Origin of the sequence: Frigoribacterium endophyticum (assembly GCF_011759585.1) — a bacterium.
GTDB classification, from domain to species: domain Bacteria; phylum Actinomycetota; class Actinomycetes; order Actinomycetales; family Microbacteriaceae; genus Frigoribacterium; species Frigoribacterium endophyticum.
The window spans coordinates 69169-82897 of record NZ_JAAOYV010000001.1 but is presented as its reverse complement, the minus strand read 5'-3'; the positions used below and the strand labels follow the sequence as shown (position 1 = coordinate 82897).

The following is a 13729-nucleotide window of genomic DNA, read 5'->3' as shown; positions in this document are numbered from 1 at the left end:
CGCGCACGACCGGGGCGTCGAGGGCCCGTCGCGCCGGGGAGGGCACCGCGAAGCGTCCACCTGGGGAGGACTCACGGCGAGCGCTAGGGTCGGCCCATGCGCCCCGGCCCCGTCACGATCGTCTACCGCCTCGTCTTCGCGGCGCTCACCCTCACGGCGGTGACCGCGCAGTTCCGGGTGACGCTCGTGAACGACTCGTCGATCGCGAACTTCTTCTCGTACTTCACGAACCTCAGCAACCTGCTCGCGACCGTGGTGTTCACGGTCGGGGCGATCAGGGTCGCCCGCGGCGCCCCCGACTCCCGCGCCTGGTCGGTCGTGCGGGCCGGCACGGTCGTCGCCATGGTCTTCGTGGGGATCGTCTTCAACGTGCTGCTGGCGGGCCTCGACGTCGGGGCCCTCGTGCCGTGGGTGAACGTCGTGGTGCACATGCTGATGCCGGTGGCGGTGCTGGTCGACTGGGTCGTGTGGCCGCCCGAGCGACGCCTGCCCTGGTGGGCGGCCGCGGTGTGCCTCGTCTACCCGGTCGTCTACAGCGTGTACTCGCTCGTCCGCGGAGCGGTCATCGGGTTCTACCCGTACCCGTTCTACGACCCGTCGGCCGTGGGCGGGGCGGGCGGGGTCGCGCTGTACCTCGTGGTGCTGGTCGTCGCCCTGGCGGTGCTCGCGACGCTGGTCGTCCTCGTCGGTCGCCGCCGCCGCGCCCGCACCGCGCAGACTCCGTGAGCCCAGACTCCGTGAGCACCGACACGGCCGCTCTGAACGAAGGAAAGCCCCGGTCGGCACCTGGCGAGAGGTGTTCGATCGGGGCTTTCCAGCGGAGCCGGTGGGATTTGAACCCACGGTTCCCACAAAGGGAACTCCACCTTAGCAGGGTGGTGCACTAGGCCGAACTATGCGACGGCTCCTCGAGCGCTGGGTCAGGGACGACAGCGCGCACCGACGATCATAGCGGGCCGAGCGCGATCTGCCGAACCGCGCCCCCTGCACCGCGTGGCCCGCCGCTCGACGGTCGGTCGGGCCGTGGTCTCTCACCCGCGATTCACCCGCAAGCCCCCCTCCTGGGGGCCACGACCGGCTTGTCCGCCATTATGCGGACACATAGAGTACCCCTGACGCCGACGACGGCGGAGGTGCGGCAGCTCGACAGCACGAGCACGTCCACCCCTTGCCGGACACTCCCCCGCTGCCCGAGCGCGTCACCGTGCCACCCCGACTCCGCGAGCGTACCCGACGCCCGCGGTGGGCACACCCCCGCCGACAGCGACGTCGACTCCGTCCCCCTGCGGCGCCGAACCCCTGATCCCGGCGCCGCAGGGCCCCTCATGCGTGCCGGTTCGGGCCGCCGCGTGAGACCCGGGTCGTCCCGGCGAGCTGGTTACTCGCCGGGACGACTTCCCGGTCGCACCTCGGGCCCGCCTGCGGGCCCGCGACCTACTTGCCGAACCCGACCGAGCAGGTCTGGTCCGCGGCCGTCTGCCCGGTGAGCCCCGTGATCACCTCGGTCGACCCCGCGGCCGGCGGCGTGGTCGTCGTCACGCCCGGGTCGGTGGTCGGCGCGGCCGTGGGGGCAGGAGTCGCGGTGTCGGCAGGTGCCGGAGCCGCCGCCCCCGGGTCGGTCGGCGCCGCGCTCTCGGTGGTCTCCGAGCCGATGCCCGTGCTGCCCTCGGGGAGGGTGAACGGCACGTCGGCGGCGATGGCGTCGAAGAGCTGCGTCGCCACCGACGTCGTCGGCTGCACCTTGCCCGCGTAGACGCCCGTGCCGCCGGTCGTGCCGGGGTACTGCACGAAGTTGACCGCGTCGAGCGGCAGGTCCTTGAGGGCGCTGCCGATCTGCACCATCGTGGTGACGTTCGTCAGGCCCTCGGAGAGGGTCATGTTGCTCGCCGCCGCGCGGGCCAGGGAGTAGAGCTTCGTCGGGTCGCCGAGGGTGTCGGCGCTCTTGACCGTGCGCAGCAGCGACGACAGGTAGACCTGCTGGCTGCTGATGCGGCCCAGGTCGGAGCCGTCGCCGACGCCGTGACGGGTGCGCAGGAAGGCCAGGGCGTCGGCCCCCGACAGCACGGTCTCGCCGGCCTGCAGGTCGAGCCCCGTGTAGCGGTCGGTGATCGGCGTCGCGGCGCAGACGGGCACTCCCCCGACCGCGTTCGACATCTCGATGACGCCGTTGAACGAGATCATGCCGGCGAAGGGGATGTCGAGGCCGGTGAGGGCCGACACGGTCGAGACCACGCAGCTCAGTCCGCCGTACGACCACGCCTCGTTGATGGGCCTGGCCGACATGGCCGAGTAGTAGCCGCTGCCGTCCTCGCGGGCGCAGGCCGGGATGGGCACCACCATGTCGCGCGGGATGCTGACGGCCGTGGCGTTGGTGTGGTCGGCGGAGACGTGGAGCAGGATGTTGACGTCGTTGAGGGTCGCGTCACGCTCGCCGAACGCCGCGGCGTCCTGCGAGGCGTCGTTGTCGGTGCCGACCACGAGGATGTTGAAGCCGCCCTCGAAGGCGGCGATCGACGGCGCCTCCGGGGCCTTCGTCTCGCCCTTCGCCGCGGGCAGGGCCACGCCGGTGCCGAGGTCGCTCTTCACCTGGTAGGCCGCGATCGCCCCGACGGAGGCGCCGCTTACCAGCACGACGGCGAGGGCCCCGGCGAGGATCTTGGCCACGCCTCCGACCGGCCCGCCCGAGCGCAGGCGGCCGTGGCGGGCGATCCCCGTCGAGCCCGACCTCGCCGCGCGCCGCGAGAGGTGCACCGTCTCGTCGGCCGGGGCGGGCGTGGTGCGGCTCCGGCCGGCACCGTGGCCCCCGGTCGCGCGGTCGCGTCGCGGAGAGCGGTCACGTCGGTCACGTCGGTCACGGAGATCGCTCACGCAGGGGGTCCTCTCGGTCGTCGCGGGCACACGACGGTCACGCTCACGAGGAGGCCGGCGGTGCCCGTGCGATGGGCGGGCAGAAGGCATTGTAGACAGAGCGCCCTAGGTGCCCGCCACAGGAACGGGCCGACGAAGCCCCTCTCTGGGGGTGCCGCGCCGGGGTCCCGCCCGGGGCCGTGCGGGAGGTCCCGCGGCCCTGCCGGGGCCCGCCCCGACGCACGCGGGGGCGCCGTCCCCGCCTACAGTGGGGAGTCGACCTGCCGGAGGGACGACATGGGCGACGACCGCAGCCGTGACCTGAGCGGCGCCCTCCTGGGCGACCGCTACCGACTCGACGGCGTCCTCGGGCGCGGGGGCATGGCCACCGTGTACCGCGCCGTCGACACGGCCCTCCGGCGCCCGGTGGCGCTGAAGCTGCTCGCGCCGAACAGCGGCGACGCGGACGACCTGCGGCGCGCGCACTCCGAGATCGACCTGCTCGCCTCGCTCGAGCACCACGCCCTCGTGACCCTCTACGACGCCGACGTCGCGGTCGTGGACGGCGACGAGCGCCCCTACCTCGTCATGCAGCTCGTCGACGGCCCCACCCTCGACCGGCGCCTGCACGACGGCCCCGTCGCGGGCGACGAGGTGCAGCGGATGGCCGCCGACCTCGCCGAGGCCCTCCACGTCGTCCACTCCGCCGGCATCGTGCACCGCGACCTGAAGCCGGGCAACGTGCTGCTCGCGCCGTCGCCCGTCCCGGGCCAGGAGTTCCGCGCGCTGCTCGCCGACTTCGGCATCGCCCAGCTCAGCGGCGCGACGCGGCTGACGGCGCCGGGCTCCGTGCTCGGCACCGCGGCCTACCTCAGCCCGGAGCAGGCCCTCGGCGGCGACGTCGGCACGGCCTCCGACATCTGGTCGCTCGGCCTCGTGCTGCTCGAGGTCGTCACGGGCCGCCGCGAGTTCCCGGGCACGCTGATGGAGTCACTGAGCGCCCGCCTGAGCCGCGACCCGGTCGTCCCAGCGTCGGTCGGCGCCGACTGGCAGGCCCTGCTCACCGCGATGACGGCCCGCGACCCCGCGGCCCGCCCGACCGCCCTCGACGTGCTGCGCGAGGCGCGCGCTGCGGCTGCGCCCGTCGTGACCGCGGGAGCAGGAGCGGGTGCCGGAGGCGCGGCGACGGCCCCCGGGGCGACCAGCGACGGGCGCGGGGCCGGTGGCGCTGCCGTGGCGGGCCTGGCCGCCGGTGCCGGCCTCGCCGCGGGCGCTGGGACTGCCGCTGCCGCGACTGCGGCCGCCGGAGCAGACCAGCCGACCGGCGCGATGCCCGCCGGCGACGCCCCCACCGCCCGCTTCCCCGCCGGAGGTTCCCCGACGGCCCGTCTCGACCCCGCGGCCGGCGCCGGCGACGCCCCCACCCGGGCGCTCCCGTCCGACGACGCCCCCACGCGGCGCTTCGCCGAGGCGGGCTCGGCCGGGGTCGCCGCGGGGGCCGGGGCAGCCGGGGCCGCGACCTCCCCGCTCGGGTCGACCCGCGCCTCCTCGGGGGCCGCGCGCAGCGCCGGGGGCGACGACGAACGGCCCGGCCGCCGTCGCGTGCTGGTCGGAGTGGTCGTCGCCGTCGTGCTGCTCGCCGTGCTGGCCGCCGTGGCCCTCGCCCTCGGCGCAGGCCGCGGCAGCGACCCCGCCGACGACCCGAGCAGGCCGGTCGAGACGACCGAGACCAGCCCGGAGCCGAGCGTCGCGCCGAGCGAGGAGGCCCCCGCCGGGGAGCCGAGCACGGAGCCGACCGTGGCGCCCGCTCCCGCGCCGGAGACGACGGCGCCCGCGCCGTCGGAGGAGGAGCCGGACGAGGACGAGAACGAGCCCGACGAGGACGAGGGCGGTCCGGGCCAGGCGACGCCGCCGTCGGGCACCGTGCCCGGCCAGGGCACCGGCACCGGCACCGGCAACAACGGGAACGGCAACGGCAACGGCAAGCCCACCGGCGCCGGCGCCGCTGTGCCCGGCGTGGACGCCACCGTCGTCACCGGGCCGGGCAACGGCAACGGCAAGGACAAGGGCAAGGGCCCCGGCACGGCGACCGACTGACCCTGCCCGCGCCGCGCCTCCTACTTCCGGTTCGCGACCAGCGCGACCGCGTACGCCGGGTACCACTGCCCCGCCGGGGGGCCGCCGTTGCAGGGCCCGTCGCTGGCTCCCGGCGTCTTCACCCAGAGCAGGGCGTCGAGCCCGGTGGTGCCGCCCGTCACGCGCGGGGTCTGGCCGAGGCCCGCACCGGGGGCGTTGCACCAGGTGCCCTTCCAGCCCCGCCCGTTGCGCGACACGTCGATGACGTAGTGGGTGCCGCCGAGCGCCGCCGAGACCTTGTCGGCGTAGGCCCGCTCCGGGTCGACGCCGTAGTAGTTCGCGACGTTCGTGAAGAAGCCCCGGGCGCGGTCGACGCCCGCCGCCTTCAGCCGGGCGGCCATCTCGGTGGGCGCGACCCAGTTCGAGTTGCCGCCGTCGAGGTAGGCGGGCACGCCCGCGTCGGCCAGGGCCGCGACGGCGGCGGCGAGGGTCGCGGTCCGGGTCGTGGTCGTCTCGGGGCACGAGCCGAGGTGGCCGAGCGAGTCGGGCTCGACGAGCACGACGGCGCGGTGGCCCCGGAGGGTGTCGGCGACGAGCTGGTTCCAGCGCAGGTAGGCGGCGTCGTCGACCGCCCCGCCGCCCGACCAGCCGCCGCAGTCGCGGCCGGGGATCTCGTACGTGACGAAGACGGGCGTGCGCCCCTTCGCCTCGGCGGCGGCGAGGGTGCGCTGCACGACCTTCACCAGCATGACGTCGTCGTACCAGCTGCCGAGCCAGGTCGCGATCGACTGGTCGGCGATCGTCCGGGCCGCGGCGGCCTCCGTGGTGCGGCCTGCAGCCTGCAGCTGCGCGGCCGCCGTCGCGGCGGCGCCGGTCGGGTCGACGTAGAGGCCGCCGCGGTAGACGGTGCCGGCCGAGGCCGTGCGGATGGTGGCGGAGGTGACGGTCGCGGACGACGCGGCGGTCGCCGCGGCCGCGGGGTCTGCAGGGGAGGCGGTGGGCACGGCGACGAGGCCGGTCGCGAGCGCGACGGCGGCCCCGAGCACCAGGCCCCGGCGGGCGAGGGAGGTCACGGGGTGGGTTCCGTTCGGTGGGGAGGGCGGCGGGGCGGAGCACCCGTCGACCAGGCGACGGACGCGGGTGACGCCGACCTGGTGCCGTCAGTGCAGCACGGGCCCCCGTGCGCCTCAAGCCCCCGTGCGGTGCCGACGCCGCCCGTCTTCGGGGGTGGGGGCACGCCCGTCGTCCCCCCTCCGGCCGACCCGGCCCGCGCCTCCTGCGAGCTCGCACCGGGAGCCGTGGGAGTCGCGGGCACGGTGGCTGCACGTCTCCCGCATCCGGGCTGGCAGCGGGCCGCCCGCTCCCTGGGTGCGGGCTACGAGCCGGCACGGCGCCCGCCCCGGGCCCTGGTGGACGTCGGTGGTCAGGCGTACCGTCGCTCGCGTGACACGACCCACGACGACGACCGTCGGCGAGCTGCGAGCCTCCGGGCACCGGCTGCGACCGCTCCGCACCGAGATCCGCGACAACCTGCTCTCCGCCCTGCGCGAGGGCCGCGACCCCTGGCCCGGGCTGCACGGGCTCGAGACCACCGTGCTGCCCCAGCTCGAGCGGGCCCTGCTCGCCGGGCACGACGTGGTGCTGCTCGGAGAGCGGGGCCAGGGCAAGACGCGCCTGCTGCGCACCTTGGCCGGCCTGCTCGACGAGTGGTCGCCGGTGATCGAGGGGTCCGAGCTCGGCGAGCACCCGTTCGAGCCGATCACGACCGAGAGCATCCGCCGGGCGGCGGAGCTCGGCGACGACCTGCCGGTCGCCTGGCGTGGGCGCGACGAGCGCTACGTCGAGAAGCTCGCGACGCCCGACACGAGCGTCGCCGACCTGATCGGCGACGTCGACCCGATGAAGGTGGCCGAGGGCCGTAGCCTCGGCGACCCCGAGACGATCCACTTCGGGCTCATCCCCCGCGGCCACCGCGGCATCGTCGCCGTCAACGAGCTGCCCGACCTGGCCGAGCGCATCCAGGTCGCGATGCTCAACGTGATGGAGGAGCGCGACATCCAGATCCGCGGCTACGTGCTGCGGCTCCCGCTCGACGTGCTCGTGGTCGCGAGCGCGAACCCGGAGGACTACACGAACCGCGGCCGCATCATCACGCCCCTGAAAGACCGGTTCGGTGCCGAGATCCGCACCCACTACCCGATCGAGCTCGACGACGAGATCGCGGTGATCCGGCAGGAGGCCGACCTCGTGGCCGAGGTGCCCGACGTGCTCGTCGAGGTGCTCGCCCGCTTCACGCGCGCGCTCCGCGACTCGCCCTCGGTCGACCAGCGCAGCGGCGTCAGCGCTCGGTTCGCGATCGCCGGGGCCGAGACGATCGCCGCCGCCGCGCTGCACCGCGCGACGCGCCAGGGCGAGCCCGAGGCCGTGGCCCGGCCGATCGACCTCGAGACGGCCGTCGACGTGCTCGGCGGCAAGATCGAGTTCGAGTCGGGCGAGGAGGGGCGAGAAGACGAGATCCTCGACCACCTGTTGCGGACGGCCACGGCGGAGGCCGTGCGCGCGCACCTGCGGGGCGTCGACCTCGACCTGCTGGTCGACGCGCTCGAGGCCGGCCGCATGGTGACGACCGGCGAGCAGGTGACGGCGCGCGACTTCCTCGCCGGCCTGCCCTCGCTCGGCGAGTCCGACCTCTACGACCGGGTCGCGGAGCGTCTCGGCGCCACCAGCGACGGGCAGCGCGCGGGGGCGATCGAGCTCGCGCTCGAGGGCCTCTGGCTGGCCCGTCGGGTCAGCAAAGAGGCGGGCGACGGGCAGGCCGTCTATGGCTAGGGCGAACCGGCGGCTCGGGCGCGGCTCGAGCTACCGGAGGTTCGACGGCGGGCCCGACCCACTGGCGCCGCCGGTCGACCTGCGCGAGGCCCTCGACGCGGTCGGCGAGGACGTCATGGCGGGGCGGTCGCCCGAGGCGGCGCTGCGCGAGTTCCTGCGCCGCGGCGGCAGCGACGGTCGCGGTCTCGACGACCTCGCCCGCCGCGTCGCTGAGCGACGCCGCGAGCTGACGCGGGGCACCGACCTCGACGGCACGCTGCGCGAGGTCGCGGCGCTGCTCGAGCGGGCGGTGCTCGACGAGCGCCGCCAGCTCGCGCGCGACGTCGAGCTCGACGACGGCGACCGTGCGCTGGCCGAGCTGCAGCTCGACAGCCTGCCGCCGTCGCCCGCGGCCGCCGTCGCCGAGCTGGCGGACTACCGCTGGCAGAGCCGGCAGGCCCAGGCCGACTACGACGCCATCCGCGACCTGCTCGGCCGCGAGATGCTCGACCAGCGCTTCGCCGGCATGAAGCAGGCGCTCGAGGGCGCCACCGACGCTGACCGTGCCGCGACGACGCAGATGCTCGCCGACCTCACCGACCTCCTCGAGGCCCACCGGCGCGGCGACGACGTCGAGCAGCAGTTCGACGACTTCATGGCCGCGCACGGCGACGCCTTCCCCGAGGGGCCCGAGACGGTCGACGAGCTGATCGACGCCCTCGCGGCGCGGGCGGCCGCGGCGCAGCGGCTGCGCAACTCGCTGACCCCCGAACAGCGCGACGAGCTCGACGCGCTCGCGCAGCAGGCCTTCGGCTCGCCCGAGCTGATGGGCCAGCTGTCGCAGCTCGACGACGTGCTCCGCGGGCTCCGGCCCGGAGAAGACTGGGGCGGCTCGGAGCAGTTCGGCGGCGGAGAGGGCATGGGCCTCGGCGACGGCACCGGCGTCTTCCAGGACTTGGCCGACCTCGACGCCCTCGCCGAGCAGCTGGCGCGGTCGGGCCCCGGCTCCCAGCTCGACGACCTCGACCTCGACGCCCTCACCCGGCAGCTGGGGCAGGAGGCGGTGGTCGACGCGCGGGCCCTCCAGCGCCTCGAGCAGGCCCTGCGCGACTCGGGCACGATGTCGCGCGCCGCCGACGGTCGCCTGCGCCTCACGCCCAAGGCGATGCGGCAGCTGGGCAAGGCGCTGCTCCGCGACATCGCCGAGACGGTCTCCGGCCGACGAGGCGCGCGCGACGTGCGCCGGGCGGGCGCGGCCGGCGAGCGGTCGGGCGCGACGCGGGAGTGGGCGTTCGGCGACACCGAGCCCTGGGACGTCACCCGGACGGTCACCAACGCCGTGACGCGCGTGGCCGGCGGCGGCGGGTCCACCCGCGACGGCGTGCGGATCGAGATCGGCGACGTCGAGGTGCAGGAGACCGAGGCCCGGACGCAGGCGTGCGTCGCCCTCCTGGTCGACACCTCGTTCTCGATGGCGATGGACGACCGCTGGGTGCCGATGAAGCGGACGGCGCTGGCGCTGCACACGCTGGTCACCAGCCGGTTCCGCGGCGACGACCTGCAGCTGATCGGCTTCGGCCGAGAGGCGCGGACGATGGAGATCGAGGAGCTCGTGGGCCTCGACGCGAAGTGGGAGAAGGGCACGAACCTCCACCACGCGCTGCTGCTCGCGAACCGCCACTTCCGGAAGCACCCCTCCGCTCAGCCCGTGCTGCTCATCGTCACCGACGGCGAGCCGACCTCCCACCTGGAGGCCGACGGCGCGACCTGGTTCGACTACCCGCCGGCGCCGCTGACGATCGCCGTCACCGTGCGCGAGCTCGACGCCTCGATGCGCCTCGGCGCGCAGACGACGATCTTCCGCCTCGGCGACGACCCCGGCCTCGCCCGGTTCGTCGACGCGATGGCGCGCCGGGTCGGCGGCACGGTCGTCGCCCCGGAGGCCGACGACCTCGGTGCCGCGGTGGTCGAGTCGTACCTCGACGGGCGGCAGCCGGGCCCCGGCCGCGCGGCCTGAACCGCATCGGCCCCTAGAAGAGCGGCCAGGGAACGGCGGAGCCGTGGCCGCGGGGCTCGGGGAAGCGACCGGACGACAGCAGGTGCTTGCACCGCGCCATCGTCGCGCTGATCTCGAACGGGGTGACGTGCTCGGCCAGCGCCTCCCCCAGGGCCCCGTCGAGGTCGGCCCTCACGCGCACGAGCCCCTCGAGCTCGTCGGGGGCGAGCTCGTCGCCGAGCCAGCCCCAGAGCACGGTGCGCAGCTTGTGCTCGACGTGGAAGGTGAGGCCGTGGTCGACGCCGTGCCGGTGCCCGTCGGGCAGGGCCAGCACGTGGCCGCCCTTGCGGTCGGCGTTGTTGACGACGACGTCGAAGACGGCCATGCGGCGGAGCGCCGCGGAGTCCTCGTGGACGAGGGTGACCGGCAGGTCGCGCTCGTCGGCGCCGTCGATCACCGGCAGACAGCCCTCCTCGGGCACCTCGTCGCTCGAGACGAGGTCGACCGCGGACTGCTCGGGGTCGACCTCCTGCCAGAGCTGCACCATGCCCGGGCCGAGCGGCCCGTCGCGCAGCCACGTGGTCGGCACGACGCCCCAGCCGAACGCCTCGCTGACGAGGAAGGCGGAGACCTCGCGGCCCGCCAGGGTGCCGTCGGGGAAGTCCCAGAGGGGAGCCTCGCCCGCGACGGGCTTGTAGACGACGGCCGTGCCGTCGATCGTGCCGACGAAGGTGTCGTTCGAGGCGATGCGCACGCGCCCCGTCAGCTCGAGGTCGCCCGACGGGACGGGCCCCGACGGGGCGGGGGCACCGGGCACGGGCGCGTCCGCTGCAGGAGCACCGGGCACGGGCGCGTCCGGCTCGGGGACGGCGGTCACGGCCTACGGCCGACCGTCGGGCCGGTCGCCGTCGAAGAGGTCGTCGAGGTCGTCGGGCCCGATCTCGCCGAGACCGGGGGCGGCCGGGCAGACGTGGCCCTCGGGGTCGATCGGCGTGCCGCAGAGCGGGCAGAGGGGGCGGCCGGCGCCGACGACCTCGTGGGTCCGGGCCGCGAACGCCCGGGCGGTGCCGACGGGGATGCGCACGCGCAGCAGCTCGGGGGCCTCCACCTCGATCTCGACCGCGGCCTCGTCGTCGTCCGCCTCGGCCGCGGCGAGGGCCGCCGAGAAGGCCTGCGACTCGTCGTCGTCGAGCTCGACGACGGGGAACGCCTCGATGACGACCTGGGCCGTGGTCGGGTCCCAGCCGAGGCTGAGCGCGCCGGTGCGGAACTCCGGCTCGACGGGCTGCTCGAGCGGCTCGTTGTCGACGAGCTCGACCGGGGTGACGGTGGGGATCGTGAGCGAGGTGCCCTCTCGCGAGCTCAGCTCGTCGAGGATCTCGTCGATCTTCTCCGCGAGGGCCGCGGACTGCTGCTTCTCGAGGCCGACGCTGACGACGCGGGCACCGTCGCGCACCTGGAGGTAGAACTCGCGCTGACCGGGCTGGCCGATCGTGCCGACGACGATCCGGTCGGGCCAGTCGAATCCGTGGACGATGGTGGGCATGCCGCCCATCCTACGAGCGGCGGGCCGGCCCGGCTCAGGCTGCGTGCAGGGCGGGAGTCGCGGTGCCGGCGGGCGGGCTGGCCGCCTCGTCGACGGTGCCGGTCGTCACTCGTGCCCCGCGCCTCCCCCGACGGCGGCGTCCGCCGCGGGCGCCGCCGCGCGCAGCCACGAGAGGTCGCCCGAGTCGGTGTTGGTCGCGAGGACCTCGGGGCGGCTCGTGCCGTACCGGACGATCGAGACCGACGCCGGGCCGACCGCGATGCGCTGGAAGAGGTCGAGGTGCATGCCGAGCGCGTCGGCGAGCACCGACTTGACGATGTCGCCGTGGCTGACCGCGACCCAGACGGCGCCCGGGCCGTGCTCCGCCTCGACGGCGGCGTCGTGGCGACGGATCGCCGCCACCGCCCTGGCCTGCATGCCCGCCATGGACTCGCCGCCGGGGAAGGTCACGGCCGAGGGCTGCCCCTGCACGGTCGCCCAGAGCGGCTCGGCGCTGAGCTCCTTCAGGGTGCGGCCCTGCCAGTCGCCGTAGTCGCACTCGGAGATGCCCTCCTCGACCGGGGTCGTCGGGCTGCCCTCCTGCCGGTCGACGATGTACCCCGCGGTCTCGCGGCAGCGCTCGAGCGGGCTCGAGACGACGGAGACTAGGGGCACGACGGCGAGCCGCTCGCCGGTGCGGACGGCCTGCTGGCGCCCGACGTCGTCGAGCAGGACGCCCGGGGTGCGCCCGGCGAGGACTCCGCTCGCGTTGGCGGTGGTGCGCCCGTGACGGACGAGGATGACGGTGGCCATGCCCCGAGCCTAGACACCGGCCGCCGGGGGCCTACTCGCGGGGCCCCTCGCGGCGGCGCAGGGCGACGTCCTCGGCGTCGATGAGCTCGAGCACCTGGCGCACCGCGGTCTCCGGGTAGCGGTGCTCCCTTCGCACCGCGAGCACGGCGGCCCGCTCGGCCTCGATCATGCGGCGCCGCACCCGGTCGTGCTCGAGCCGCTCGCCCGTGAGGTCGGTGAGGTCGTCGGACTCGTCGCGGCCGGCCGCCCCGACGGCCGGCTCGCCCTGCTCGTCGACCCGCGACTCCTTCGCCTCGCGCCGGGCCTCCAGGCCCGCCGCCCTGGCCTCGTCGAGGAGGCGGTCGCGGTCGGACTCCTCCTGCAGGTCGGCGGTGCGGGGCAGGCGGAGCGCCCGGATGATCGGCGGGAGGAAGAGGCCGAGCAGCAGCGAGCCGACGACCACCGCGAAGGCGAGGAACTGCAGCAGCTCGCGCTCGGGCGTCTCGGCGGGCAGGAGGAAGACGGCGGCGAGCGTGACCACGCCGCGGATGCCGGCGGCCGACACGGCGGTGACGGTGCGCCAGTTCCACGAGCGCTCGCGCAGCGCCCGCGGCCCGTGGTCGAAGAGCACCTTCGCGAGGCCGACGGCGATGAAGCGCGACGCCACCAGGACGACGAGGAGGGCGACGACGACCCCGGTGATCTGCACCCCGTCGAGGCTCGAGCGGCGGAGGCCGCGCACGATGCCCGACAGGCTCAGCCCGATGAGCAGGAAGACCGCGTTCTCGAGCAGGAACTGGATCGTGCGCCAGTTGACCGACTCGGCGATGCGCGCCTCGGGCGACTGGATCAGCGGGGCCCGCCAGCCGAGCCAGAGCCCGGCCACGACGACGGCGAGCACGCCGCTGCCGCCGATCTCCTGCGTCGGCACGAACGCGACGAAGGGCACGACGAGCGACAGGCTCGTGTCGAGCACCGGCGAGTGGAGGAAGCGGCGGACGACCGAGAACCCGAAGCCGACCAGGAGGCCGATGCCCACGCCGAGACCGACCGCCAGGAGGAACTCGCCGCCCACCTCGATCGGGTGCACGACGCCGACGACGGCCGCGATGGCGGTGTTGAGGGCGACGAGCGCCGTGGCGTCGTTGAGGAGGCTCTCGGTCTCGAGGATGGAGAGCACGCGGCGGGGCAGGCGGGCCTTGCCGGCGACAGCCTGGACGGCGACGGCGTCGGTCGGGGCGACCACGGCGCCGAGCGCCAGCGCCGCGGCGAGGCCCACCGCGGGCACGAGGGCCCAGAGCGCGAAGCCGACGACGGCGAGGGTGACCACGACGACCCCGACCGAGAGCACGAGGATGCTGTCGCGCCGGGCCCGGATGTCGGCGAGCGGCGTGCGGATCGCGGCCGCGAAGAGCAGCGGCGGCAGCAGCCCGTAGAGCACGGCGTCGGGCTCGATCACCACCTCGGGCACGAACGGCAGGAACGACGCGACGGCGCCGACCGTGACGAGCGCGACCGGGGCCGACCAGCCGGCCCGACCCGCGACTCCGCTCGTGGCGACGGTGACGAGCACCGCCGCGACCACCCACGCGATCGTCTCGGGGATCATCGGGCCGCTCTCACCCCTCGTGTCGTCACCGGAGCACGGTACCTGCTCGGGCACCCCGCCGCGACCAGCGCCGCCG

The 13729-nt window shown here is 75.4% G+C and carries 10 protein-coding genes and 1 tRNA gene; 4 read left to right on the top strand and 7 right to left on the bottom strand.

What is annotated here, in order from left to right:
- Positions 1-96 precede the first annotated feature (96 nt).
- Positions 97-726 (top strand): Pr6Pr family membrane protein, encoded by a 630-nt coding sequence (locus FHR77_RS00380; protein WP_167257934.1) that lies wholly within the window; start codon positions 97-99, stop codon positions 724-726.
- Between the two features lie 92 nt (positions 727-818).
- On the opposite strand, the gene FHR77_RS00375 is transcribed toward FHR77_RS00380, so the two are convergent.
- Positions 819-908: transfer RNA gene (locus tag FHR77_RS00375), tRNA-Ser, on the bottom strand.
- Between the two features lie 526 nt (positions 909-1434).
- Positions 1435-2868 carry an LCP family protein gene (locus tag FHR77_RS00370; protein WP_341777159.1) on the bottom strand — a complete coding sequence of 478 codons (1434 nt, stop codon included), beginning with the start codon at positions 2866-2868 and terminating at the stop codon, positions 1435-1437.
- Between the two features lie 276 nt (positions 2869-3144).
- On the opposite strand from FHR77_RS00370, the gene FHR77_RS00365 reads away from it, so the two are divergent.
- The gene (locus tag FHR77_RS00365; protein ID WP_167257930.1) at positions 3145-4944 is read left to right on the top strand and encodes a serine/threonine-protein kinase; all 1800 of its coding nucleotides are present in this window, start codon (positions 3145-3147) and stop codon (positions 4942-4944) included.
- A gap of 20 nt (positions 4945-4964) precedes the next feature.
- Here FHR77_RS00365 and FHR77_RS00360 read toward each other — a convergent pair whose 3' ends face one another.
- Positions 4965-5996 (bottom strand): glycoside hydrolase family 6 protein, encoded by a 1032-nt coding sequence (locus tag FHR77_RS00360; RefSeq protein WP_167257928.1) that lies wholly within the window; start codon positions 5994-5996, stop codon positions 4965-4967.
- Positions 5997-6366: 370 nt separating this feature from the next.
- On the opposite strand from FHR77_RS00360, the gene FHR77_RS00355 reads away from it, so the two are divergent.
- The gene (locus FHR77_RS00355) at positions 6367-7752 is read left to right on the top strand and encodes a magnesium chelatase ATPase subunit I (RefSeq protein WP_167257926.1); all 1386 of its coding nucleotides are present in this window, start codon (positions 6367-6369) and stop codon (positions 7750-7752) included.
- Positions 7745-9748, top strand: coding sequence for a vWA domain-containing protein (locus tag FHR77_RS00350; RefSeq protein WP_167257924.1), 2004 nt, complete (start codon positions 7745-7747; stop codon positions 9746-9748). The genes FHR77_RS00355 and FHR77_RS00350 overlap by 8 nt, the downstream gene beginning before the upstream one ends.
- 13 nt (positions 9749-9761) lie before the next feature.
- Here FHR77_RS00350 and FHR77_RS00345 read toward each other — a convergent pair whose 3' ends face one another.
- From FHR77_RS00345 to FHR77_RS00330, 4 genes are all read right to left on the bottom strand, one after another.
- Positions 9762-10544, bottom strand: a complete 783-nt coding sequence (locus tag FHR77_RS00345) for an SCO1664 family protein (RefSeq protein ID WP_167259381.1) — start codon at positions 10542-10544, stop codon at positions 9762-9764.
- A 63-nt stretch (positions 10545-10607) separates the two neighbouring features.
- A complete protein-coding gene (locus FHR77_RS00340) occupies positions 10608-11273 on the bottom strand; it encodes a DUF3090 domain-containing protein (RefSeq protein ID WP_167257922.1) in 666 nt (221 codons plus the stop codon).
- A 105-nt stretch (positions 11274-11378) separates the two neighbouring features.
- On the bottom strand, positions 11379-12065 hold the full coding sequence (locus FHR77_RS00335) for an MSMEG_4193 family putative phosphomutase (RefSeq protein WP_167257920.1): 687 nt from the start codon (positions 12063-12065) through the stop codon (positions 11379-11381).
- Positions 12066-12096: 31 nt separating this feature from the next.
- Positions 12097-13653 carry a cation:proton antiporter gene (locus tag FHR77_RS00330; RefSeq protein ID WP_167257918.1) on the bottom strand — a complete coding sequence of 519 codons (1557 nt, stop codon included), beginning with the start codon at positions 13651-13653 and terminating at the stop codon, positions 12097-12099.
- Positions 13654-13729 lie beyond the last annotated feature (76 nt).